Origin of the sequence: Actinomyces sp. HPA0247, assembly GCA_000411415.1 — a bacterium.
Taxonomy (GTDB): Bacteria; Actinomycetota; Actinomycetes; order Actinomycetales; family Actinomycetaceae; genus Pauljensenia.
In genome coordinates, this window is sequence record KE150450.1 from 45,055 (window position 1) to 67,887 (window position 22,833).

The following is a 22,833-nucleotide window of genomic DNA, read 5'->3' on the forward strand; positions in this document are numbered from 1 at the left end:
GCATCGGACTGCACAGGCTCAACCACAGGCTCGGGCTCGACAACCGGCTCAGGCTCAACGACCGGCTGAGCCTCCTCAACCACGGGAGCAGCCTCAGTTTGAGGAGCACCCCACGCATCGGACTGCACCGGCTCAGCCTGCACGGGCGCAGGCTCACCAGCGGGAGCATTTTGCGCCGTCGGCTCAGCGACCTGCGGGCTGAAGGGGTCGGAGGGCTGCACGGGCGCGGAGGTGGGAGCGGGCTGAGCCACGGGGGGCTGCGCGGGAACGACACCTCGGTTAGCCAGCCACTGGGCAAGCGCAGGGTACAGCGACGGGTGCGACGCCACATACGGATGCAGATCCGCACGAGCGGCGGTGATATCGGCGAGATCCTGTGCTGTCAGCGCCGGATTGCTCATGTCTGCAGCGGTGAGCTGCGACAGATCAATAGTGCTCATCTCAATTCCTCTCGCACCCGAAGGCGCAGTTCCTGATGGCGAACATCCAATACTATCGCGTCGAGACGCGGATTAGTCAAGGCGCTTACCCTTTGACATGCCGGTGGCAAACAAAAGACCCGGCCCCTCACGGGACCGGGTCTGTGGTGGTAGCGGGGACAGGATTTGAACCTGCGACCTCCGGGTTATGAGCCCGGCGAGCTACCGAACTGCTCCACCCCGCGTCGGCTTTAGATACTTTAGAGCATCCAACGGGAGGACACAAACCGAACGCGGTGATGTACGTCCTAGCTACGGGACGCTGTCAGGAGCAGTCGAACCGAAGCTCTACTGCGGGGCCGACGCGGAATCATCCGGAGTCCCGGGCACGACGGGCGCTCCACTCGGAGGCGCAAGGGTGGGACTCGAAGTCTGCACCGGCATCCCTTGGGGCGACGCGGGCTGGGTTGGCGACACCTGCATCGGAGCTCCCTGAGGGGGTGCAGGCTGATTCGTCGGCACCTGCATCGGAGCTCCCTGCGGCGACACAGTCTGCGCCGGTGCTGCCGCGTGAGGGTAATAGCCGACCGGAGCACCGAAGGGGGCACCGACGGGGGTGGAAGCAGAGGGACGCCGGTCGGGCACAGCAAGGACAATGGCAATGATGACAATCGAGCGCACGATCAGCCAGATCAGAACCATACGCACAACGAGCAAGGAGGCATACCAAACATCACCAAAGACCGACGGATGGAGCGTCGGAGGCATAAATAGCCAGTACCAGCGCCCGCCTTCCAGGACGGCGAGCACCGGGTCAATGAGCAGGAAGGACACGAGAACGACGCCGACCAGAGCGTAGCGCACTGCGTTGCTTCGTTTTTGGAGCGCGACAGCGGACAGCACGATCGCCACGATGTACATAATGACTGACTCATAGAACCAGACGCTCGTAAAACGCTCGAAGAAGATGCTCAAGTCGTCGATGAAATAGGGAGTGAATTGGTTAACGAGCGCAATTACCGAAAGGATTAGCACAAGCCTCAGGCAGACCCGCACGCGCGTGGAGAGCGGTGGACGCTTCGGACTCGGCGCAGCCGCGTAGGGGCCCGGCTGTCCCCAGGCTTGCGGTGCGGGCATCGGTTGAGCGCCACCCTGGTACGGGCCCCCCTGAGCAGCACCGGAGAATTGACCGGGAGCAGTGAAAACCCCACGTGCACCGCCGGGAGGGTTGGGCAGGGGATTCGGGATTTGAGAATTGCTCACTGTCAGGTTCCTTCCACGTGTGTTGGTGGCGCGTGAGCACGCATGATCTTCATCATATCGGCAGCGCACTACCGACATGACGAAACACACGGAGGGGCTTTCCCGACCGTGCACAAACACCACCGCACATGGGACGCGCCCGGCCCACCTCACAACGTGATCGGCAGGGCCGGGCGCGCATCGCACAGAGAGCGCCTATGAGCCGCTTTGTGCTCCGCTCGTGGCGGATGCGCTCGGGCTCGGAGTGGGCGTCGGCGTACCTGAGTTCGGGGTCGCCGACGAGGATGTACCGAGCGCCGCCTGCGCGGCCTCCGCACGAGTCAGGGCATCGTGCAGACGCGTCTGAGCCTCGCCGTATGCCGTCCAGTCGCCCTTGCTCATCGCGGCATCCGCGTCACGCATGGCCTGCGCAGCGTCGCTAACGGCCTGGGACAGCTGGGTGCTCGCATCTGATGAGCTCGCACCCGACTGCGAGGTGTCCCCCGACGGTGGAGTCGTCGTACCGGGAGAGGTTGACGAGCCTGAATCGTCCGAGACAAGCTGGCGCAGCGACTCCTCGAGGGTCGGCGCGAATCCGACCTTGTCACCGAAGGCGGTGAGCACCGAGCGAAGCACGGGGTATGACGCCGACCCGGTGCCCTGCACGTAGACGGGCTGCACGTAGAGCAGACCGCCGCCGACCGGCAGGGTCAGGAGGTTGCCTCGGATGACCGTCGAATCGGCCTGGTTGAGCAGGTTGAGCTGGGTGGCGATCTTCTCGTCAGAGTCGTACTTGTTTTGGACCTGGCCGGGGCCGGGCACGGTCGTCGACGAGGGCAGAGCGAGCAAGCGGAGCTTGCCGTATCCCTCACGCACCTGGCCCGGCGTGTTGCCCGTCTCCGAGTCCACCGCGAGGAAGCCCGCCATGGCCTCGCGACGCCCCTCGCCGCCGCCACCGGGGACGAAGACGGAGGTCAGTGAGAACTCGGCGCTATCCTGGCCGGGCATCTGCATGGTCAGGTAGTACGGGGGCTGCAGGGCGGTCGGTGCGGGCAGCGGGTTGCCTGCCGCATCCATGCGCGGGCTCGAGTCGGTGGATGAAGCCGCGCCGTAGGTGGAGGTCTCCTCGGCCAGACGCCAGCGGTCACCACCGGAGTAGAAGCCAGCCGCGTCGGTCACGTGGTAGGTGGCCAGCAGGTTGCGCTGCACCTTGAACATGTCCTCGGGGTAGCGCAGGTGGCTCATGAGGTCGCCGGAGATAGCGGACATAGGTTCGACGCTGCCGGGGTAGATCTTCTCCCACGTGCGCAGGATCGGATCCTGATCGTCCCAGCGGAACAGGCGCACTGACCCGTCGTAGGCGTCGACGACGGCCTTGACGGAGTTACGCATGTAGTTGATCTTGTTCGCCTGCACATACTGGCCCATCTGCGTGGACTGCGAGTCGACCGTTGCATCCGAGAGCGACTCGTGCTGGGCGTAGGGATAGTTGTTCGTGGTCGTGTACGCATCGACGACCCACACGAGGCGCTTGGGGGTCGAGGCGTCCCCGTCCATGTCGACAACCGCCGGGTAGGCGGACTGCTCGAGCGTCAGGTAGGGCGCGACCTTGGACACGCGCAGCAGCGGGTCGCGGTCATACAGGATTTGGGAGGCCTCGTTCGTCTGAGAGGAGAAGAAGAGGTCCGTGGAACCGAACTTGATCGCGTACAGGAGCTTATTCCACACGTTGCCCACGGACGGGCCACCGTTGCCGGTGAACGTCGTGGAGACCTGGCCGCCCACCGCGGTGTCATCCGGGTAGTCGAGCTCCTGCGGGTCGGCGCCTTCGGGGGCTCCGACGATGGAGTAGTCGGGCGAACCGGGGCTGAAGTAGACGCGTTCCTCGTAGTCACCCATTTCACCGACCGAGGGCACGGACTGCTCCCAGTAGGACGGCAGGCCGTCGCTGGTCAGCTGGTTACCGTAGGCGGCGACAGCGCCGTAGCCGTGCGTGTAGACGGTGTGCTGGTTGACCCAGGTCTGCTGCTCGGCGGACAGGCCCGAGAGGTTGAGCTCGCGCACGGAGATCACCGTGTCGCGCCGTTCCCCACCCACGTTGTAGCGATCGACCTTCATGCCGGAGTTGAAGCCGTAGTAGAGGCGCGACTGCTGGAGCTGCTGGACGGTCTTCGTGATGACCTTGGGGTCCAGGAGACGCACCTGGGAGGTCAGTGCGTCGTTGTCGAACTGACCGGCAGAGGCAGTCGTCGCCGCGTCGTAGTTCGTCTGGTAGTCGACGTTATCGAGCCCGTATGCGGCCAGCGTCGCATCAATGTTTCGCTGAATGTAGGGCGACTCAAGGGTGCGCTGGTTGGGGCGCACGCGGAATTGCTCGACGAGGGCCGGGTAGGCGCCAGCCAGAACGAGGGCGGCGACGACAGTGACCGCCACGCCGGTGACCGGCAGGCGCCACGTGCCCTTGAAGGCCGCGACGACGAAGAGGACCGCGACGAGGCCGGAGATGACCGCCAGAATCGAGTGCGCCGGCAGCGTCGCGTTGATATCGGAGTACATGGCGCCGTGAATGGAGCCGGAATCCGAAGTGAGCAGCTCGTAGCGGCCCAGCCAGTAGTTCACGCCGATAAACAGGGACAGGCAGGCCGCCATCATGCCGGTCTGCAAGCGCGCCTGCTTGGAGGCGTGAGGACGCGGGGCGAGGCGAATCGTCCCGTACAGGTAGGACACGATGATTGCTGCGACCAGGCCGATGCTGGTGACCGTCATGAGGAAGGAGACGAGCACCTTAAGTGCGGGCAGGACGAACACAAAGAAGGAGATGTCCAGCCCGAACTGGGGGTCAACCTGCCCGAAGGAGGAACGGTTGAGGAACTGCAGGAGTGTGCGCCATTCGGTGGCCAGGCGCGCGCCGTTGGAGAAGCCAAAGAAGAGAGCGACGCCCCAGAACGCGAGGCGACGCATAGGTTCGAGTGCCTCCTGGTAGCCGCGCAGGGCAGCCGAGGCCTCGCCGCGGGTAGAGGACGCACGATGCCGGTAGGCGAAGGACATCGAGAAGAAGATCAGGGCCGTCGCCACGACGAAGCCAACGACAAATAGGCCGATGTGCGCTCCCCACTGGGTGAGGATGACGCGTGTGGCGCTCATCTGACGGAACCACAGGATCTCGGTCCACACGATGGATGCCGCGTAGATGATGGCTCCGATGATCGCCAGCGCCACAATCGTGATACCGGCGGGACCCGGCTTGCGGACGGTCAGCTGCCTGGGCGCACGATCAGGGTCTCGCGGAGCGCGCGCTCCGCCCGGGGGAAAGACTGAAAAATCGAAGCTCACGGCATTCCTCTCTGTCAAACCGATAGCTTCAATCCAGTGTAGCTGCGCACAGGTCTAACTTCGCCTCGGTCTTATTCGCTCTCCGTGAGATTATGGGAGGCATGACTGTTGAGATGATGCCGAGTGCGCGCGAGATCGCGCTGGCCAACGTGGTTGTCGATATCGAGAAGGGCGCTGCCCGGGTGGGCTGGGATCACGCGCCTTCCATCTATGCGCTGGTTCCCACGGCGACGCTGTTGGCTGACCCGAATCTGCCCGCCGACATCGCCGCACAGCTGCGCTCTGGCTGGGATGGCAGCGATGATCACCTGAGCGCCATCATCCAGGAGGACCTGGCCGACGACGACATCGAGCAGGTCCTGGCGCACCTGGCGTGGCCCGAGACGGTGCCCGGTGCGGCGATCACGGTCGAGCGCATCGTCGTCCCCCCGGAGGTTGAGGACGAGGCCCCCGAGGACCCCGAGGAAGCCCTCGCATTCGTGGCCAACCACCCGCTGCGCACCGACGTGCGCCTGGCGGTGGGCGTCATGCGCACCGGTGAGTCCTGGTGTGCGCTGCGCACCCGCGCCTTCGACTCCGATGACAAGGTCGGGCAGGGCTCGAACCTCGTTCCCGCCCTGGTTGACGCCCTGCGCGCGTCGCTCGAGCCGGTGACGGACGAGCAAGCCTGAGAATCACGAGGAGGCCCCGGCCTCGTCCCGGACCAGAAGGACGAGGCCGGGGCCCTCTCGTACCCTACCGGCCGAAGGCGGTGGGTGGGCTAACAAGCGCTACTGGCAGGTCGGCAAGCTATCCCCGGTGCCGTCGGCGATCGAGTGAACGGCGGAGACTGCCTGGTCGAGGGTGGACACCGAGACGACGTGCATGCCGTCGGGGACGTGCCCAACGACTTCGTCGCAGTTGGTGGAAGGGGCGAGGAACCACTGGGCTCCGTCGCGGTGCGCACCCCACAGCTTCTGCTGGATGCCTCCGATGGCGCCGACCTGACCGTCATAGGACATGGTTCCGGTGCCCGCAATCGAATTGCCGCCGGTCATATCTCCGGGGGTGAGGCGATCGATGATGCCCAGCGAGAACATCATGCCGGCGCTCGGGCCTCCCACACCCTCGATGTTGACGCTGATGGTGACGGGCAGGGAAGGATCGACGGAGAGGTAGATACCCAGCTTCGACCCGCTTTCCGTTGCCGAGGCTGCCACGGAGTCGAAGGTGAGCTCCTGGGTCTCACCGTTCCTCTCGACCGTCAGCGTCATCGTCGATCCCGCGGGGACCGTGCGCATGAGCGAGAAAGGCGTGACCGCGTCCGCGACCTCGTGGCGGGTCCCGTCCGGAGTAGTGATGGCACGCAAGATATCGCCCTGCTCGACGATCCCCTCGGCGTTCGAGCCCTCCACCGCCCCCTCGATAGTGACGGTCGCGGGAACGTTCCAGCCGAGGTACTCGAGGGCTGCGACCTGGGACGTCGTCTGCGAGTTACGCATCATGGCCAGCTGAGCGTCGCTCACCTGCTGGCGTGTGGTTCCTTCGGGATACACCGACTCGTAGTCCATGATCTTGCTGTGAGGGTCGAGGTAGGCGGCGATCAGCTGAGCGAAATTCAGGCGGGAGTCCGGACTGCCCGACTCGGAGACCGTCACCATGCGCAGCTGACCCTGCCCGGGCTTCGCGGGATCGAGATACGAAGCGGACTGGGGTTCATCCTGCTCGACCGGTTCTCCCGTCGTCGGATCAGTCCCGTCGATCTCGAGGACCGGGACACCCTTATCCGACCCCAACACGTTGAACGTCGGGCCGGGGCTATTGACCACGAAGGGAACAGGGACCAGGAAGAGGATCACGACCATCGCGAGAGCAGCCAGGATGGCTGTGAGGATACGCCAGCTGATGATCGGTGTACGTTTCGTCGGAGTCTGCTCGAAGGGCAGGATATTGTCGACTGACGAGGTCATGTGCGTGTCACTCACCGTGTCATTGTGTCCCACGCGGGGCGCGGTTGCACGCGCGCCGGGCCCAACGCGTTCAGCTCTCAGCGTTTTCGCAGGGATTTGCCAGCTGAGTCGCACGAGCGCTCGCTAGGCTGAGCTCATGAACGAGAACGAGTCCGGCACCCCCTTTGAGGATTTCCTGCGCTCCGTGTTGGGCGACGAGGCCGCGGCCGAGGCCGCTCGCGCGCTACAGGCGCAGGGCTTTGACCCCGCAAACCTGCCCGCGGAGTTTTCCGATCCTGCGCGCATGCGCGCCGCGATGGGCCAGTTCCAGTTCCTCATGAACACGACGGCCGGTCCGGTCAATTGGCGCCTGGTGGAGGACGGCGCGAAGCAGGCCGCGTACGCCAGCGGCGACCCTGCCCCCACGGCCACCGAGGCAGAGGCTGCACGTCAGGCGATGACGGTCGCGGACCTGTGGCTCGACGCGGTCACGGACTTCGCATCGGGCCCGGTGACGCGCAATGTGTGGAGCAGGGTGTCGTGGGTCGAAAACACGATCCCCACCTGGAAGCGCATCTGCGAGCCAATTGCCCTGAACGTGTCGCGCGCGCTGTCTGCAGCGCTGTCTGAGCAGTTCGGGCAGGGCGGCCTCGACGATTCCGCTTCGCTTCCCGACGGCATGGCGGCGATGCTCGGCAAGACTCAGGAGATGATGCCGCGCCTGTCGGCGATGATGTTCTCCGCTCAGATTTCACGCGTCCTGGCTGCTCTGGCGGGCGAATCTTTCGGCACGTTTGACACGGGCATTCCCCTGTCGGATACCTCGCACGCGGCTCTCCTCCCCCACAACATCGCCCAGTTCTCCGAGGGGCTTGACGTGCCCTTCGACGAGGTGCGCCAGTTCCTCGCCGTACGCGAGGCTGCGCACCGGCGCCTCTTCGCGTCCGTGGCGTGGCTCGAGGGCGACCTTGTGCGCGCTGTCGAGCGCTACGCCTCTCAGATCGCGATCGACACAGAGGCGATCACCGAGGCCGCCCGATCAGTTGACCCCTCGGATCCGCAGTCCGTGGAATCGGCGCTCAGCGGCGGCGTGTTTGCGCTATCGACCACGCCGGACCAGCGCCGTGCCCTGACGCGCCTGGAGACAATGCTCGCCCTCATTGAGGGCTGGGTCGAGGTCGTCACGGCCCAGGCCACCCTGCCCTACCTGCCCCACGCGGATGCGCTGCGCGAAATGATGCGCCGTCGCCGCGCCTCGGGCGGTCCCGCCGAAGAGATCCTGGGGACTCTCATGGGACTGAAGATGCGCCCGCGTCAGGCTCGCGGCGCAGCGTCCATCTTCACCCTGGTGGAGGCAGACGGCGGTCGCGAGGCCCGCGAAGCCCTATGGTCGCATCCGGACATGGTGCCCACGGAGACTGAGCTGGCCACGCCCGACACGTTCCTGACCCTGCGCCGTGCGGCTGCGGAGGAGGACGCGGATATCGACGCTGCGCTGACCTCTCTTCTCGACGGGACGCTCGGTTGGGCGGACGGACTGCAGCCCGGGGACGAGGCCTCGGCCGGTTCGGATGAGTCCTCATCGGACGCGGGGGAAGCGGACGATCCGGACGAGACGAACTGAGACGTTCTAAAGAGATCTGACAAGTTTTCCACAGATTTTCCAAACGCCCACACACGATGGCCATTGAGGTTCATCATAGCTCCATCAGGTACAAACCGAAGGAGACTAACATGAACCTGGCACACAATACGGCGATCCTCTGGCGCGGCCCGGGCAGCGTCCAGGTCGGCGGCGACCGCAGCCGACACGTCCTGCTCGACAACCTGCACGCGGGCGACCAGATCTGGCTCAGCAATCAGGCGCACCCCGCCCACGAGCGTGAGGAGACCCAGGCCTCGCCGGAGCTTCTCGCGGCCCTGACCCAGGCGCGCCTGACGGATTCCAGCGAAGCACTCCCCCACCTGGCACTCGGCATCGTCGGGGCAGTGCCCGCAACCCTCCTTGCCCTCCACAGCCTCGTCGACACGTTCTCACTGTCGCTATCGATCGAGACCCACACCCTGGTCGACGAGGATTGGGACCGCGTGTTCGGAGGCCACTACACGGGCACACCGCGCCATCGGGCAGTACGCCGCACCCTGCGCGATCTCATCCCACTCTCGCAGCTCTACGCACAGGGCACACCCGAGCTTTCGATTGTTTCCGCGGATCGGGTCGTCGACCCAGGTATCCCCTTCGAGCTGACCGCGCACGATGCTGCGCACCTCATCGTCACGCGCGGCGAACACTCCTACGAAGTGGGTCCGTTCGTTATCCCGGGCGTCACCCCCTGCTACCAGTGCTCACAGCACGCACGCGCTGCAGCGGACCCGTTCCACCTGGCACACCTGCGCGAGCTGGAAAGCTGGCCGCTCGCGCCACTGGCTCTGCTCGCTCACTTTGCGGCCGCTCAACGCATCGGCCAACTGGTCATGGACTTCGCCTCGGGGACGCTCACCGAATCGCAGTGCGCGCAGGTCGCGACGATTGGCGAGGACGGGTCGGTGCGCGTCGAAGAGGTGGAGCCCGCAACCGAGTGCGTGTGTGGCATCGACGGGCTCGCTTCCTCGCTCACGCCCCTTCGTCGACGATGACTTCTTCGCCGCGCACAAGTGCGAGAACGGGGGCGGCGAAGCGCTGCACCTTCACGTCTCCGATGCCGCGAATGACGCGCAGCTGCGTCGTGTTCTTTGGCATGGCCTGCGCGATGTCGCGCAGCGTCTGATCGGTGAAGACCGCGAAGGGAGGCACCCCCGCCTGGCGTGACACCTCGAGGCGCCAGGCCTTCAAGCGCCCAAACAGCTCGATCGCCTGGGGTGAGGCCTCCTCTTCGAAGGCCTGGTTGAGGGCACGCGTGGAGGCACGAGCCCTCTTCTTGGGGGCGCCCACACGCGCCTCCTCGGGCCAGATACCGTCGAGCAGGCGACTACGCTTGCGCTTGCCGCGCCCATCGGCCCCCCGCGAGCGCGCCCACGACACGGTCAGTAGGTCGCGCGCACGCGTGATCGCCACGTACAGCAGGCGACGTTCCTCCTCACGCGCCGCGGCTGTCTTTGCGTAGGAGATCGGCAGGAGGCCCTCGGCGACGCCAACGAGGAAAACGGCGTCCCACTCGAGGCCCTTGGCCGCATGGATCGTGGCGAGCTCGACTCCTGCCTTGTCTGGTTCGACCTGATAGGCGACGCGCTCGTCGAGTTCGGCGACGAAGGCTGGCAGTGTCTGCGCCTGACTGTCGTCCGCCCAGCCGACGATCGCGTTCATGTTCGACCAGCGCTCGGAACCCGCCTGACCGGAGGGGGCCTCGGGCGCCCAGCCGACGCCCGACAGGACGTCGCGCACGATCTCGCCCACGCTCCCCTCATCGGTTGCTGCCGCCGCCGCGGCACGCAGACGCGAGATGGCGGTGCGCACGTCGTCGCGCGCAAAGAAGGGCTTGCCTCCTGCGACGGCCACGGGGATTCCGCGCGCACCCAGCGCCTCTTCGAAAGCCTGGGACTGGCCGTTGGTGCGCATGAGGACGGCAATCGAATGGGGCGCCATCCCCGCGTCGATGAGGTCGGCGATCGCGGCCGCAACACCCTCCGCCTCTGCCCGATCATCGTCGTAGGTCCGATAGGTGACCTGGGCGCCGCCGTCGCGCTGGCTCGACAGGCGCACCGTACCCTCGCGCTGGGATGAGCGAGCCAGGACGTCGTTCGCCAAGCTCACGATCTGCGGAGTCGAACGGTAGTCGCGGGTCAGCTCCACGATGCGAGCACCCGGATGCTTGCGTCCAAAACCCGTCAGGTAATCCGGGGACGCCCCCGTGAAGGAATAAATGGTCTGCGCGACATCGCCGACGACGCACACATCGTGGCGACCGCCCAGCCACAGGTCGAGCAGACGGGCCTGGAGGAGGTTGACGTCCTGGAACTCATCGACCACGAAGGAGCGGTATTGCTTGCGCACGATGGAGGCGACGTCCGCGCGTTCCTGCAGCATGCCGCACAGGTAGATGAGGATGTCCTCAAAGTCGATGACACCGCGCTCGTTCTTCGCATCCTCATACACGTCGAGGAGGCGCGCCATGTCGGCCGCGTCCAGCCCGGCGGGCACGTCACGTCGCAGGCGAGCCACACGCGACGCGTAGTGCGCGGCGTCGACCATCGACACCTTCGCCCATTCGACCTCGGCCGCGATATCGCGTACGTTCGTGCGGTCGATCGTGATCCCCAGGCGAGCGGCTGAGGCCGCAACGAGGGATGCCTTATGTGGGATGACGTCGGGCAGCGGCCCGCCCACGACGGTGGGCCAGAAGTGGCGCAGCTGGCGCAGCGCCGCGGAGTGGAAGGTGCGCGCCTGCGCCTTCGGGACCCCCAACTGCGCCAGGCGATGGCGCATTTCGAAGGCCGCGCGCTGCGTGAAGGTCACGGCCAAGACGTTCGATGGATCGAAGGCGCCGACGGCTGCCCCGTAGGCGATGCGGTACGTAATCGCGCGAGTTTTGCCGGTGCCCGCACCGGCCAGAACGGCGAGCGGTCCGGCTACCTGCGTGGCGACGGCGCGCTGATCAGGATCCAGGGCGTTCAGCAGTTCCTCGGGGTTCATGGCCCCCATTCTTTCATCGCCCACGCTCACTTGCGTCCCGCACCCTCGGGCCCGCTCGGCAGGTCGGCGCCATACCATTCCCGAAGGAGCGCGTAAGCGATTGAGGCGCGACCCGGCGCGCTGATCTCACCGGATTCGAGCGCGCGCGTCAGCTCCTCGCGACTGTAGAAGCGCGCCCACTCGATTTCCACGCCGTCCGCCTGCGGTGTCGGGTGCGCCTCGAGTGTTCGCGCGCGGTATCCCATCATCTGCGACCGCCCGAAAGGCCAGGGCTGCGTCGCAACGTACGTGGGCGTCTCGATATCGACGCCGACCTCCTCGGCAACCTCACGCGCAACCGTCACATCCGGGGACTCCCCGGCCTCGACGTAGCCGGCGATGATCGAGACAAAACCGGGCTGCCACAGCGCGTTATGCGCGAGGAGCACGCGCCCATCGTGGTCCTGGACCAGGACGATGATTGCCGGATCCTGGCGCGGATACTCCAGGCGGTCGCACGTCTCACATCGCGCGGCCCACCCGCCGGACACCAGGTGCACCGGCGCCCCACAGCGCGGGCAGTGCCGGTAATTCGCATGCCACCCCGCCAGAGCGAGCGCGGTCAGCGCCAGGGCCGCGTCGTCGCCATCGAGGCACCACCCAACCGCACGCAGGTGCTCCCAGTGACCTCGGACCTCGTCCCGGCTGGTCTCGATCGCGACGACACTGCGTCCACCCGCCACACCGATGAACGAGGCAGTGGCCCCCTCGAGGCCGCGCGCAGCCTCATCCCCACGCAGGCGCCGCAGGACCGGGGTATCCGTGCGACGCGCCCCGGCCTCGTCGAGGAGGACGAAACCGGCAGCGTCAACGACGATAACGTCGGCCTCACCGGCGCGCACGAGGGCGGCGGGAGCCACGGAATCGCGCAGCGCGACCGCCGGATCAACGTGACCGCGAACGAGAGGTAGATCAAGACTCATAACTCCACGGTAACGCGGTGGGCTACCCTAGGCACTATGACTGATACTCCCCTGCGCGCCGATGGGCGCACCCCGTCCCAGCTCCGTCCCGTCTCCATTACCCGCGGCTGGTCGGGTACCGGCGAGGGCTCTGCCCTCATCGAGTTCGGCAACACCCGTGTCCTGTGTGTCGCCTCTTTCACTGAGGGCGTGCCGCGTTGGAAGCGCGACTCCGGCGAGGGCTGGGTGACCGGCGAGTACTCGATGCTCCCGCGCGCGACCGAGCAGCGCTCCTCCCGCGAATCTGTCAAGGGCAAGGTGGGCGGACGCACCCAGGAGATTTCACGCCTCATCGGACGTTCCCTGCGCGGCATCGTGGACGTGGCCGCTCTCGGCGAGAACACCATCGTCCTGGACTGCGACGTTCTGCGCGCCGACGGCGGCACCCGCACCGCGGCTATCACCGGCGCCTACGTGGCCCTGGCCGACGCGGTGTCCTGGGCGAAGGACCAGGGCATCCTCAAGCCCTCCGCGAAGGTCCTCACCGACTCGATCTCCGCGATCTCCGTGGGTGTCATCGACGGCACCCCAATGCTGGACCTTCCCTATGTTGAGGACGTGCGCGCGCAGACCGACATGAACGTCGTCCAGACCGGCGACGGTCGCTTCATCGAGGTGCAGGGCACCGCCGAGCACGCGCCTTTCAACCGCGATGAGCTGGGCGAGCTCCTCGACCTGGCAACTCTGGGCAATGCCGAGCTCGCCCGCGCGCAGAAGCTCGCGCTCGAGGCACCCCTCATGGAACGCGTCGAGGTGCGCCCGTGAGCGCGCGCCTGGTCTTCGCGACCTCCAACGCTCACAAGGTCAGCGAGCTTGAGGCCATTCTGGCCCCCGCGTGGGAAGGCTTCGAGACAGGCTGCGTGGCTCGCATGAGCGATTTCGACGTGGCTTCCCCGGTTGAGGACGGAGTGACCTTCGAAGAAAATTCGCTGATCAAGGCCCACGCCCTGGCTCGCGCCACCGGCCTGGCGGCCATCGCCGACGACTCCGGAATCACCGTGGACGTGCTGGGTGGAGCACCCGGCATCTTCTCCGCGCGCTGGTCCGGATCCCACGGGAACGACGAAGCGAACCTGCATCTTCTGCTTGATCAGCTCTCCGATGTGCCCGACCGCCACCGCGGCGCCGCCTTCGTGTCGGCGGCCGTCCTCGTCACCCCCGATGGCCGCGAATTCATCAAGCGCGGCGAGGTACGCGGTACCCTGACGCGCACCCCGCGCGGCGAAGGCGGATTTGGCTACGACCCAATCTTCGTCCCCGACGGCTTCGAGGTCACGACCGCGCAGATGAGCGCCGAGCAGAAGAACGCGATCAGCCACCGCGGCATCGCCTTCCGGGCGCTCATGCCCCACATCGTGGAGTATCTGCGCGGCTGACACGCAGCGCAGACACAATCGTGCCGGGCACCCAAGGGTGTCCGGCACTTGTGTGATGCGCCCGCAGGCGCGCCATCAACGGGCGACGAGGTTACCGAAGATGGGGCGGTCCATCGAGAACTGCAGGGGATTGGTCTCTTGACGCACCCTGAAGTGATGGGCGAAGCGACGAAGGATATCTGCGACAAAACGAGACATGGTGTGCTCCTCTTTGAGTACCGTGCGATGGATCTGTCACCGCGTCGTACTGATATAGTGCGCCTAAAATCGCGCGTTTTCCATCGACATTTTCTAATTTTTCTGTGAAGTGCAACTTACAGACTTTCCCTTGATAACACTTGAGAAAGTCTTGACCATGAAACGCTGATCGTCTTAATTAATCCGCCGGTGGATACACCCTGTTGGAGACGCTCCCGTGGACACAGTGAGGGGGCAGGCCCTGGGCCCACCCCCTCACTACCCCCAATTCAACGTCGAGTCAGCGGGCGCGCGCCAGTCGCACACGGCGCGGCAGGTAGCGGCGCACATCGAAGAAGCGAACGACCTGCATGATGCGGCGCGCGAGGCGGTCGCGCACACGCCAGATCATGGTGCAGCCGACGCCAATAAAGATGGCGTTCGTCAGGAAGGAGGGCCATGCGCCGGTCGAGGCGCAGGCGATCGCCAGCAGGACGCAGCTGGAGACATTCAGGGAGTGGTAGCGCAGCGAGTCAGGGGCGAAGCGCTTGGAGGACACCAGGTAGTAGGCGGCGATGGAGGCGGCCGCGCCAACCCATCCGAGGATCGTGATTGCGAGAGAGAAGATCGTCATGACTCATATGATGCACCTTCCGCTAGTCAAGCACAATTGAATGGTTCTATAGTTATCTTACAGTTTCACTTAACAAAGGAGTACGCGTGGACATCGACCCTCGCCGCCTGCCTTTCCTGCTGTCCGTCGCACGTGAGGGCGGCATCGTTGCCGCCGCAGACATCCTCATGGTCTCACCCTCAGCAGTATCCCAGCAGATCCAAAAACTCGAGGAAGAAGTCGGCCTCAAGCTCGTTGAGCGCACCACCTCGGGAGCCATCCTCACCCCCGCCGGCACCATCGTCGCCGAGGCCGGGGAACGCATCAACGCAGACATCGCCGAAGCCCTCAAGGCCCTGCGCCCCCTGACGGGACAGGTCACGGGAACGGTCACTATCGGCGCTTTCCTGACGATCTGCCGCTCCACCCTGATTCCCGCACTCCCCGACCTCGTCGAGGCTCTCCCGGGCGTCGACCTGCGCATTGAGGAAACCGAAGAGACCCCCGGCATGGCGGCGCTACGCACCGGCCACTACGACATCCTCGTCATCGAACGAGACGAGGACCCGGGCCTACCCCCGCGCGGATACACGGATATTCCATTCCTCGACGAACCCTGGGTGCTCGTCACCCCCGACTCCGCTCCCCCGATCGGGTCAATCGAAGACCTGGCCGACCTGACATGGCTACGCGTCAATCCCGGGACCAGCGGCGATCACGTCATGCGCCGTATCACCAAGGCATTCCCAGATACACGCTGGGCCCCGCACCTGTACACGACCTACGAGGCCGCCCGCTCCCTCGTGCGAGCACGCACGGGCTCGACAATCCTTCCCGCGATGGCACTGGCGGGAGCACATACGGAGGGCATGCGCATCACGCCCCTCCCGTCACTGGGCACTCGCAAGATCCTGCTGCGGCACAAAAATCACGGCTGGTCGAAGGCCGCAGGCCCCGCGCGCGTCACCGCCTATCTGGCCGAGTGGAAGCGCCACAACGCCACCTACTCGACGCCCTCGGACTGACACGTGCGCACAGGCCTCGCCCCGCCGATCGACGGGGCGAGGGACTGCTCAGAGGCTGACCTCCATGCCGGAAACCGCGAATTCGAGAGGCCCGCTCCACGCCTGACGAATCTCCGAAGAGACCTGCTCACGGGGCGTCCACGGCTGAATATGGGTGGCGATCATGCGCCCGACCCCAGCCCTCGTCGCGAGAGTCCCCGCGCGCACACCGTCCATATGCATGTCGGGCTCGGTGGCTTCAGAGGTAAAGCCAACCTCACTCAGGAGGACGTCGACACCGGATGCCCCCTCGACGATCGTGTCGCACAGATCGGTATCGCCCGTATAGAACAGGGACACACGGCGGGAGGGATCATCCTCGGAAGGCCCCTCAATACGCAGGCCAAAAGCCTCAACCGGGTGCAGGGCGCGGAACGGACGAATCGTCATCGGGCCAACCTGGTAGGACTCCCCCACCTGCAGGTGAGTGAAAGCGAATTCAGCCTCGTAGCACTCATCCTGCGCGGCGCCCTCGATCTGACGGACACGATGCATCGTCTCCGCGGGCCCAAACAGGGACACGGGCCGCAGGGCGCAGGAGCCGGGACCCCACTTGCGGTACACCTGCAGCGAAATGATGTCACCCATATGGTCGGCATGGCAGTGCGACAGGGCCAACGCATCCAGGTCACACGGACACAGGTGCGTCCACAGCGCCCCAAAAGAACCAGGTCCCAGGTCACACACGAGCGAAAACACGCGCTCCCCGCCCGATTGCGGGTCGATGCCGCGCGCTTGAATGAGGTAGGAGGATGCGGGGGACTCGGGCCCCGACATCGAGCCTGTCGCACCGATGACGGTCAGCTTCACGCGACACCACCGCCGGTGCTCACGCGCACAACGGATCCCACCTCGGGGCCGAGGAATCGCCTGGCCAAGCGCGGGAAAGCGTCGGATGCACCCGTCGCCAGGAATTGATGCTGCGGCCCCTGCCCGGCAGGCCATGGGTCATGCAAGAGCCCCCGGTCCACCAGCTCGTTGTAGGTCACGTTCGCTGTCGCCTCCGAGGAGGTGACCAGGGTGACGCCCTCACCCATGACGCGCCCGATCACGCCGGTGAGAAGCGGGTAGTGCGTACAGCCCAGGATCAGCGTATCCACGCCCGCTTCCTTCAGCGGAGTGAGGTACTCGCGCGCCACAGACTCGATTTCTTCGCCCGTGGTCACCCCGGCCTCGACGAAGTCGACGAAAGCGGGGCACGCCTGCTGGCTCACCGTCAGCCCAGGCACGGCCGCGAGCGCACGCAGGTATGCCTCGGACTGGATGGTCGCCTTCGTTCCGATAACGCCAACATGATGGTTGCGGGTGGCGATAACGCTCTGTCGGGCAGCCGGAGTAATGACCTCGATGACGGGGATGCCGGCGTCGATCCAGTAGCGTTCGCGAGCGTCCGCGAGGGCAGCTGCCGTCGCTGTATTGCAAGCGATAACGAGGGCCTTCACGCCGCGCGAGGCCAGCTCGTCGAGAGCGGAGAGCGTCAGCGAGCGCACCTGCGCAATAGCGCGAGGACCGTAAGGCGTGTGCTCGGTGTCGCCCAGGTAGATGATCTCTTCATCGGGCAGTTTATCGATGACTGCGCGCGCAACCGTCAGCCCACCTAGGCCCGAGTCGAAAATTCCGATCGGGGCGTTGTTCATGTATCCGACCTTATGCGTTACTGCGAATTATTGACGGCTTCCAGGAGTGAGTCCTGCCACCATGTGATGAGCATATAGATGGCGGCGACAGTTTGCGAACGCTCCCCGGTCGGTTCACTCATCGCCAGTTCTTCAATCCGCTGCGCGTCACTTTCATCGGATAGGTCCAGTTCACCAGCCAAGCCGAGCCGAATGTCATTGAGGGCGCCCAGCCACGACCACACGTCACCGGGCCGTATCACGAGGGTGTCCGTCTCGCCGTGAACGATGTGGTCAAGATCGCTGACGATGGAGCGCAGTCGCACCGACTTCTCACGACGCAGGAGATCCTCGGTGAGGGCACGCATCCGGGCGGCATCGTCCCCGTCCTCGCTCATGGAAGGAAGGAGCATCCGCAACGTTCGTTCTGGCGGAGCTTCCCGACGCTGTTCGGTTTCCGTCAACGCGCTCAGCGTCGACGGAGTCACGCCGAAGTCTCCCGGGTCATCAAGGACAACGAGGACCTCGGTGGCAAGTTGGCGCAGGAGAAGCGCTTCGCCACTACTCATCGACGAAGCAAAGCCGCCGTCTCGAGGAGCGAAACCTTCCATCGTTTAGTCTCTGTCTTCTTCGATGGTGGCGCGCAGCCCGTAGGAATGCATGGCCATGACGTCGGCTTCGATGCGCTCGCGCACTCCCGTGGAGACGGTGGCGCGCCCGCGCGTATGGACGGCCATCATGAGCTCCTCCGCGCGCGCGGCGGAATAGCCGAAATACTGCCGAAAAACGGCGCTCACGTAGCTCATGAGATTGACGGGATCGTCCCACACGACGGCACGCCAGCGCGGCACCGCGGTGGGTGCTTCCTGCGCGCGGGACGCTGGTTGGAGGATCGTTGTCATATGTCAACACTACGGGCAATGAACGTGTCTGGGAAGCGAATTCGCACCCCGGTGACACGGTTCTCAGGGTAGGCTCACAGTATGCCTGCATCGACATCTACTTCATTGCTGACTGATATGTACGAGCTCACGATGCTCGACGCCGCCCTCAAGGATGGCACCGCGCATCGTCGCTGCACGTTTGAGCTGTTTGGGCGCCGCCTGCCCGCCACGCGTCGCTTCGGCGTCGTGGCCGGTACCGGTCGCATTCTCGAGGCCCTGGAACGCTTCGAGTTCGACGCCGAGCAGATCGATTGGCTGCGCGACCAGGGGATCATCTCCGAGGAGGCCGCCCAGTTCCTGTCCTCGTGGCGTTTCACCGGAGATATCTGGGGTTACGCCGAGGGCGAGTGCTACTTCTCCGGATCGCCTCTGCTCACCGTTGAGGGCACCTTCGCGGACTGCACGCTCCTGGAGACGCTGCTCCTGTCGATCCTCAACCACGACTGCGCGGTGGCCTCGGCTGCCTCGCGTATGACGATCGCTGCCCACGGCCGCCCCTGCATGGACATGGGTGCACGCCGCGCCCACGAGCGCGCCGCGGTGTCCGCCGCGCGCGCCGCCGTCATCGGTGGCTTCCAGGGCACCTCCGACCTCGAGGCCGCGAAGCGCTACGGGATCCGCTGCATCGGCACGGCCGCCCACGCCTTCACGCTCCTGCACGACACCGAGCGCGATGCCTTCGATTCCCAGGTCGCCAAGCTGGGCGCGGGCACGACCTTGCTCGTGGATACCTACGACATCAGGCAGGGCGTCATCAACGCGGTCGAGGCCGCGCGCGCTGCGGGCGGCGAGCTGGGCGCGGTTCGCCTGGACTCTGGCGATCTGGTCGCTGAGGCCTTCAAGGTGCGCGGACAGCTCGACGCGATGGGCGCCACGACCACCAAGATCACGGTGACCTCCGATCTGGACGAGTACGCGATCGCCGCCCTCGGCGCGGCCCCCGTGGACTCCTACGGCGTGGGCACCAAGCTGGTGACGGGCTCTGGCGTCCCGACGGCCGCCCTGGTCTACAAGGTCGTCCAGCGCGAGGATTCCAACGGCGAGACCGTGCTCGTTGCCAAGAAGGCCGAGTCGAAGTCCACGGTCGGCGGGCGCAAGGTCGCCGGCCGCGTCCTGGGCGAGGACGGCTACGCGACCGAGGAGCTCCTGCTCGTCGGCACGTCCTTCGAAGAAGGCCAGGCACTCCTCGCCGAGCGCGGCGCCCGCCCGCTGCAGGTCCAGCTGGTTCGCGGCGGCCAGATCGACGCCGCTGCATGGGGTTCCGAGGCTCTGTCCCGCGCCCAGGAGCACCACCTGCGTGCCCGCAACGAGCTGCCCTACCAGGCGTGGCGCCTCTCCGAGGGCGAGGCCGCGATCCCCACGCGCTACGAGAAGGTCGACTGACCGCTTCACGCACTGCGGCCAGGCCCCGGCCTCGTCCTTCGCTCAGAGGGACGAGGCCGGGGCCTCGTGATACGTCAGTGTGCGCCGAGTGCGACGCGGCCGCGCGTCAGTGGCGGCCGACGAACCATTCGCGCAGCAGGGCGATGCGCGCCTCAATCTGCTCGGTCGTGGCCTGGGCGACCTCGGGGCCGCCGCAGCGCGAGCGCAGGCGCGAGTGGATGGTCGCGTGGGTTTCGCCGGATCGGCGCGACCACGTGGAGACCAGGTGCTGGAGCTCCTTGCGCTTGGCGGCGCGCAGCTTGTGAGCCGGGATGCCCGCGTTCTCCTCACGCATCTTTTGGGCGGCGCGGCTCTTCTTTTGGGCGGCAACCTGGTCGGCCTGGCGGGCGCGCAGCAGGGTCGTTACCTGGTCGGCGTCCAGCAGGCCGGGAATGCCCAGGTATTCCTGCTCCTCCTCGGATCCGACCTCGGCACCGGCGCCCCATGCGGCGCCGTCGAAGAGGACGCCGTCGAACTCGGCGTCCGCTCCCAAGACCTCGAACTGGGAGAGCAGGTCAGAAGATGCCTTTTCCTCGCGGTTTGCGGCCGCGACGAGGGCATCCTCGGGGTTCCACATGTCGTCTTCGCTGGCTTCCTCGCGCTTGGGGCGATCCAGCGCGTGGTCGCGCTCGATCTCCATGCCGCCGGCGAGGGTCAGGAGGGGCACGACGGAGGGGATGAAGACGGTGGCGGTCTCACCGCGGCGGCGCGCTCGCACGTAGCGACCGATCGCCTGGGCGAAAAACAGGGGCGTGGACGCATTCGTGGCGTAGACGCCCACGGCCAGGCGTGGAACGTCGACACCCTCGGACACCATGCGCACGGCGACCATCCATTTGTCGGTGGAGTCCGCGAACTCGGAAATACGGTCGGAGGCGTCCGCATCGTCGGAGAGGACAATCGTGGGGGCCTTGCCGGTGATGAGGCGCAGGTGGCGGGCGTAGGCGCGCGCGTGCTCCTGGTTCGATGCGATGACGAGGCCGCCCGCGTCAGGCACGGCGCGGCGCACCTCCTCGAGGCGCAGATCGGCGGCGCGCAGGACGGCGGGGATCCACTCGCCCTTGGGGTCGAGCGCGGTGCGCCACGCCTGCTTCATCATGTCCTTGGTGAGGGGCTCGCCCAGGCGGGCACTGACCTCATCACCCGCGTTGGTACGCCAGGCCATCTGTCCGGAGTAGGACATGAACAGGACGGGGCGCACGACGCCGTCCTTGAGGGCGTCGCCGTAGCCGTAGGTGTAGTCCGCGCGCGAACGTCGTATACCCTCCTCGTCTTCCTCGTAGGTGACGAAGGGGATCGGCGAGGTGTCAGATCGGAAGGGCGTGCCCGTCAGGGCCAGGCGGCGCGTCGCGTCCGTGAAGGCCTCGCGCACGCCATCGCCCCACGACAGGGAGTCGCCGGCGTGGTGGATCTCGTCGAGGATGACGAGGGTGCGGTAGGCGCGGGTACGGGCGGCATGGACGGCCGGATTGGAACCGATCTGCGCGTAGGTGACGGCCACACCGTCGAAGTGCGAGCCGGCCACGCCCTGGGAGTTCGTGAAGTCGGGGTCGATGTGGATGCCAAAACGCGCGGCGCTCGAGGCCCACTGCCCCTTGAGGTGCTCGGTGGGGCACACGACGGTCAGCTTGTCGACAACTCCGCGCGCAATCAGCTCGGTCGCAAGCGTCAGGGCGAAAGTCGTCTTACCTGCGCCCGGGGTCGCGACCGCCAGGAAGTCGCGCGGGGACGAGGCCATGTAGCGGTCCAAGGCAGCGGCCTGCCAGGCGCGCAGCCTGCCAACGGGTGCGCGCCGGGTCGTCTCGCTCACTTGTCGGAGCCCTTTCCTCCATCGGAGAAGGGCCAGTTACGCCCGTTCTTACCCATCGAATCACGCAGCTCCTTGCAGGTGGGGCACACCGGGTACTGCGAGGCGTCGCGGGTGGGGATCCACACCTTGCCGCACAGGGCGACGACGGGCTGGCCCGTCACCATGGAGGAGTTCGCCTTGTCCTTGCGCACGAAGTGGGCAAAGCGGTCGCCGTCCCCGTCCGTGCGCTCCTTGCGGGTCTCGGTACGCTCCAGCAGACCGGTCGAGGACGCGGTGGAGGGACCGGAGGGCGCGGAGGGGCCGGTGGGTTCGTCGAGGGCATTACGCATGGTGTCCATTGTACGTGCCTGGGGGTGCTTCCAACGGGTGGCACGCGTGCGCTCGAAGCGAAGAAGCAACGCTCACAATAAGGCCCCGACCTCGCATTCACGAGGCCGGGGCACGGTCGGATGGGGAACCTATCTCACAGGTGTTCCTTCTCCCAGACCTCCTTGTAGAAGTCTGCGAGCTCGAGCTTGGAGGCGGCGGCCTCGTCGAGGAGCACGGTGACATCGGGGTGGTGCTGGAGGATGGACGCGGGCCAGCGCTGGGTCACGCCGCCCTCGATCATGGCCTTGACCGCGTCGGCCTTGCCTTCACCGGTGGCGATGAAGATGTGGGCGCGCGAGTCCATGATCGTGCCCAGGCCCTGGGTCACGCAGTGCGTGGGGACCTGGTCGATGTCGCCATCGAAGAAGCGTGCGTTGTCGCGGCGGGTCTGCTCGGTCAGGACGCCCACGTGGGTGCGCGACGCGAGGGTGCCGCCGGGCTCGTTGAAGCCGATGTGGCCATCGCTTCCGATGCCGAGGACCTGGATATCGATGCCACCGTCGGCCTTGATGGCCTCATCGTAGGCGGCAGCGCCGGCCTCGAGGTCATCGCACCAGCCGTCGGGGCCGTGTGCCGCGCCCTCGGGCATGTCGACGAGGTCGACGAGGTTGCGGTGGATGAAGTTCGCGTAGCCCTCGTAGTGGTCGCGGGGCAGGCCTACGTACTCGTCGAGGTTGTAGGAGCGAACCTGGGCAAAGGAGATCTGACCGGCCTCGTAGCGGCGCACGAGCTCTGCGTAGAGCTTCAGCGGCGAGGAACCGGTGGCCAGGCCGAGCACAAAGTTCGGCTTAGCGCGGTAGACCTCGAGGATGCGGTCCGCTGCGAGGGATGCGATCTGATCTTCGTCGTTGAAAATTCCAATTCTCATGTGTTTAACCTTACACTGCTG

At 66.0% G+C, this 22,833-nt stretch carries 22 protein-coding genes and 1 tRNA gene; 7 read left to right on the plus strand and 16 right to left on the minus strand.

Annotated elements, in window-relative coordinates:
• From HMPREF1478_RS10750 to HMPREF1478_RS00170, 4 genes are all read right to left on the minus strand, one after another.
• The coding region (locus HMPREF1478_RS10750) for a variant leucine-rich repeat-containing protein (RefSeq protein WP_016460062.1) at positions 1–440 on the minus strand (440 nt) is incomplete at its 3' end.
• A gap of 147 nt (positions 441–587) precedes the next feature.
• Positions 588–664, minus strand: a tRNA-Met gene (locus HMPREF1478_RS00160).
• A 103-nt stretch (positions 665–767) separates the two neighbouring features.
• A complete protein-coding gene (locus HMPREF1478_RS00165; RefSeq protein WP_232207393.1) occupies positions 768–1,394 on the minus strand; it encodes a hypothetical protein in 627 nt (208 codons plus the stop codon).
• Positions 1,395–1,877: 483 nt separating this feature from the next.
• Positions 1,878–4,919 (minus strand): UPF0182 family membrane protein, encoded by a 3,042-nt coding sequence (locus tag HMPREF1478_RS00170; protein WP_034474995.1) that lies wholly within the window; start codon positions 4,917–4,919, stop codon positions 1,878–1,880.
• Between the two features lie 176 nt (positions 4,920–5,095).
• On the opposite strand from HMPREF1478_RS00170, the gene HMPREF1478_RS00175 reads away from it, so the two are divergent.
• A complete protein-coding gene (locus tag HMPREF1478_RS00175; RefSeq protein ID WP_034474752.1) occupies positions 5,096–5,665 on the plus strand; it encodes a PPA1309 family protein in 570 nt (189 codons plus the stop codon).
• Positions 5,666–5,764: 99 nt separating this feature from the next.
• On the opposite strand, the gene HMPREF1478_RS00180 is transcribed toward HMPREF1478_RS00175, so the two are convergent.
• Positions 5,765–6,943 (minus strand): YlbL family protein, encoded by a 1,179-nt coding sequence (locus tag HMPREF1478_RS00180; RefSeq protein WP_016460066.1) that lies wholly within the window; start codon positions 6,941–6,943, stop codon positions 5,765–5,767.
• A 136-nt stretch (positions 6,944–7,079) separates the two neighbouring features.
• Between HMPREF1478_RS00180 and HMPREF1478_RS00185 the strand changes: the two genes are divergently transcribed.
• Positions 7,080–8,546: a zinc-dependent metalloprotease gene (locus HMPREF1478_RS00185; protein ID WP_016460067.1), complete on the plus strand. Its 1,467-nt coding sequence runs from the start codon at positions 7,080–7,082 to the stop codon at positions 8,544–8,546.
• Positions 8,547–8,656: 110 nt separating this feature from the next.
• Positions 8,657–9,559 carry a hypothetical protein gene (locus HMPREF1478_RS00190; RefSeq protein WP_016460068.1) on the plus strand — a complete coding sequence of 301 codons (903 nt, stop codon included), beginning with the start codon at positions 8,657–8,659 and terminating at the stop codon, positions 9,557–9,559.
• On the opposite strand, the gene HMPREF1478_RS00195 is transcribed toward HMPREF1478_RS00190, so the two are convergent.
• The gene (locus HMPREF1478_RS00195; RefSeq protein ID WP_082157761.1) at positions 9,537–11,552 is read right to left on the minus strand and encodes an ATP-dependent DNA helicase UvrD2; all 2,016 of its coding nucleotides are present in this window, start codon (positions 11,550–11,552) and stop codon (positions 9,537–9,539) included. The two genes, HMPREF1478_RS00190 and HMPREF1478_RS00195, sit on opposite strands and share 23 nt — an antisense overlap.
• A gap of 26 nt (positions 11,553–11,578) precedes the next feature.
• On the minus strand, positions 11,579–12,514 hold the full coding sequence (gene nudC / locus HMPREF1478_RS00200) for an NAD(+) diphosphatase (protein WP_016460070.1): 936 nt from the start codon (positions 12,512–12,514) through the stop codon (positions 11,579–11,581).
• 36 nt (positions 12,515–12,550) lie between these two features.
• On the opposite strand from nudC, the gene rph reads away from it, so the two are divergent.
• Entirely contained in the window at positions 12,551–13,318 is a 768-nt protein-coding gene (gene rph, locus HMPREF1478_RS00205; protein WP_016460071.1) for a ribonuclease PH, read from the plus strand.
• On the plus strand, positions 13,315–13,929 hold the full coding sequence (gene rdgB, locus HMPREF1478_RS00210; protein WP_016460072.1) for an RdgB/HAM1 family non-canonical purine NTP pyrophosphatase: 615 nt from the start codon (positions 13,315–13,317) through the stop codon (positions 13,927–13,929). Before rph ends, rdgB begins: the two co-directional genes overlap by 4 nt.
• A gap of 75 nt (positions 13,930–14,004) precedes the next feature.
• Here the strand turns inward: rdgB and HMPREF1478_RS10905 are convergent, their stop codons facing one another.
• Together HMPREF1478_RS10905 and HMPREF1478_RS00215 are read right to left on the minus strand one after the other, a co-directional pair.
• Complete coding sequence (locus HMPREF1478_RS10905) at positions 14,005–14,127, minus strand: hypothetical protein (protein WP_016460073.1); 123 nt, start codon at positions 14,125–14,127, stop codon at positions 14,005–14,007.
• A gap of 280 nt (positions 14,128–14,407) precedes the next feature.
• Positions 14,408–14,740, minus strand: coding sequence for a CBU_0592 family membrane protein (locus HMPREF1478_RS00215; RefSeq protein ID WP_016460074.1), 333 nt, complete (start codon positions 14,738–14,740; stop codon positions 14,408–14,410).
• Between the two features lie 86 nt (positions 14,741–14,826).
• Here HMPREF1478_RS00215 and HMPREF1478_RS00220 point away from each other — a divergent pair, with 86 nt between their 5' ends.
• Positions 14,827–15,744, plus strand: coding sequence for a LysR family transcriptional regulator (locus HMPREF1478_RS00220; protein WP_016460075.1), 918 nt, complete (start codon positions 14,827–14,829; stop codon positions 15,742–15,744).
• Positions 15,745–15,792: 48 nt separating this feature from the next.
• Here the strand turns inward: HMPREF1478_RS00220 and HMPREF1478_RS00225 are convergent, their stop codons facing one another.
• Genes HMPREF1478_RS00225 through clpS form a run of 4 tightly spaced genes read right to left on the minus strand, consistent with a single transcriptional unit; the run spans position 15,793 to position 18,301 of the window.
• Positions 15,793–16,593 (minus strand): MBL fold metallo-hydrolase, encoded by an 801-nt coding sequence (locus tag HMPREF1478_RS00225; RefSeq protein WP_016460076.1) that lies wholly within the window; start codon positions 16,591–16,593, stop codon positions 15,793–15,795.
• Positions 16,590–17,420 (minus strand): glutamate racemase, encoded by an 831-nt coding sequence (gene murI, locus HMPREF1478_RS00230; RefSeq protein WP_016460077.1) that lies wholly within the window; start codon positions 17,418–17,420, stop codon positions 16,590–16,592. The genes HMPREF1478_RS00225 and murI overlap by 4 nt, the downstream gene beginning before the upstream one ends.
• A gap of 17 nt (positions 17,421–17,437) precedes the next feature.
• The gene (locus HMPREF1478_RS00235; RefSeq protein ID WP_016460078.1) at positions 17,438–18,010 is read right to left on the minus strand and encodes a DUF2017 family protein; all 573 of its coding nucleotides are present in this window, start codon (positions 18,008–18,010) and stop codon (positions 17,438–17,440) included.
• A gap of 3 nt (positions 18,011–18,013) precedes the next feature.
• A complete protein-coding gene (gene clpS / locus HMPREF1478_RS00240) occupies positions 18,014–18,301 on the minus strand; it encodes an ATP-dependent Clp protease adapter ClpS (protein ID WP_016460079.1) in 288 nt (95 codons plus the stop codon).
• A gap of 81 nt (positions 18,302–18,382) precedes the next feature.
• Between clpS and HMPREF1478_RS00245 the strand changes: the two genes are divergently transcribed.
• Positions 18,383–19,726: a nicotinate phosphoribosyltransferase gene (locus tag HMPREF1478_RS00245; RefSeq protein WP_016460080.1), complete on the plus strand. Its 1,344-nt coding sequence runs from the start codon at positions 18,383–18,385 to the stop codon at positions 19,724–19,726.
• 106 nt (positions 19,727–19,832) lie between these two features.
• On the opposite strand, the gene HMPREF1478_RS00250 is transcribed toward HMPREF1478_RS00245, so the two are convergent.
• The 3 genes from HMPREF1478_RS00250 to nagB form a co-directional block, all read right to left on the minus strand.
• The gene (locus tag HMPREF1478_RS00250; RefSeq protein ID WP_016460081.1) at positions 19,833–21,575 is read right to left on the minus strand and encodes a DEAD/DEAH box helicase; all 1,743 of its coding nucleotides are present in this window, start codon (positions 21,573–21,575) and stop codon (positions 19,833–19,835) included.
• On the minus strand, positions 21,572–21,904 hold the full coding sequence (locus tag HMPREF1478_RS00255; RefSeq protein ID WP_009647810.1) for a DUF3039 domain-containing protein: 333 nt from the start codon (positions 21,902–21,904) through the stop codon (positions 21,572–21,574). The genes HMPREF1478_RS00250 and HMPREF1478_RS00255 overlap by 4 nt, the downstream gene beginning before the upstream one ends.
• A gap of 134 nt (positions 21,905–22,038) precedes the next feature.
• A complete protein-coding gene (gene nagB / locus HMPREF1478_RS00260) occupies positions 22,039–22,812 on the minus strand; it encodes a glucosamine-6-phosphate deaminase (RefSeq protein ID WP_007590223.1) in 774 nt (257 codons plus the stop codon).
• Positions 22,813–22,833: the final 21 nt, after the last annotated feature.

Bases quoted from the DNA above. Each gene is read 5' to 3' on its own strand.
- HMPREF1478_RS10905 (WP_016460073.1), bottom strand. From the start codon at position 14,127: ATGTCTCGTTTTGTCGCAGATATCCTTCGTCGCTTCGCCCATCACTTC.
- HMPREF1478_RS00190 (WP_016460068.1), top strand. From the start codon at position 8,657: ATGAACCTGGCACACAATACGGCGATCCTCTGGCGCGGCCCGGGCAGC.
- HMPREF1478_RS00180 (WP_016460066.1), bottom strand. From the start codon at position 6,943: ATGACCTCGTCAGTCGACAATATCCTGCCCTTCGAGCAGACTCCGACG.
- HMPREF1478_RS00175 (WP_034474752.1), top strand. From the start codon at position 5,096: ATGACTGTTGAGATGATGCCGAGTGCGCGCGAGATCGCGCTGGCCAAC.
- clpS (WP_016460079.1), bottom strand. From the start codon at position 18,301: ATGACAACGATCCTCCAACCAGCGTCCCGCGCGCAGGAAGCACCCACC.
- HMPREF1478_RS00215 (WP_016460074.1), bottom strand. From the start codon at position 14,740: ATGACGATCTTCTCTCTCGCAATCACGATCCTCGGATGGGTTGGCGCG.
- nudC (WP_016460070.1), bottom strand. From the start codon at position 12,514: ATGAGTCTTGATCTACCTCTCGTTCGCGGTCACGTTGATCCGGCGGTC.
- murI (WP_016460077.1), bottom strand. From the start codon at position 17,420: ATGAACAACGCCCCGATCGGAATTTTCGACTCGGGCCTAGGTGGGCTG.
- rph (WP_016460071.1), top strand. From the start codon at position 12,551: ATGACTGATACTCCCCTGCGCGCCGATGGGCGCACCCCGTCCCAGCTC.
- HMPREF1478_RS00235 (WP_016460078.1), bottom strand. From the start codon at position 18,010: ATGGAAGGTTTCGCTCCTCGAGACGGCGGCTTTGCTTCGTCGATGAGT.
- HMPREF1478_RS00185 (WP_016460067.1), top strand. From the start codon at position 7,080: ATGAACGAGAACGAGTCCGGCACCCCCTTTGAGGATTTCCTGCGCTCC.
- HMPREF1478_RS00255 (WP_009647810.1), bottom strand. From the start codon at position 21,904: ATGCGTAATGCCCTCGACGAACCCACCGGCCCCTCCGCGCCCTCCGGT.
- nagB (WP_007590223.1), bottom strand. From the start codon at position 22,812: ATGAGAATTGGAATTTTCAACGACGAAGATCAGATCGCATCCCTCGCA.
- HMPREF1478_RS00195 (WP_082157761.1), bottom strand. From the start codon at position 11,552: ATGAACCCCGAGGAACTGCTGAACGCCCTGGATCCTGATCAGCGCGCC.
- HMPREF1478_RS00245 (WP_016460080.1), top strand. From the start codon at position 18,383: ATGCCTGCATCGACATCTACTTCATTGCTGACTGATATGTACGAGCTC.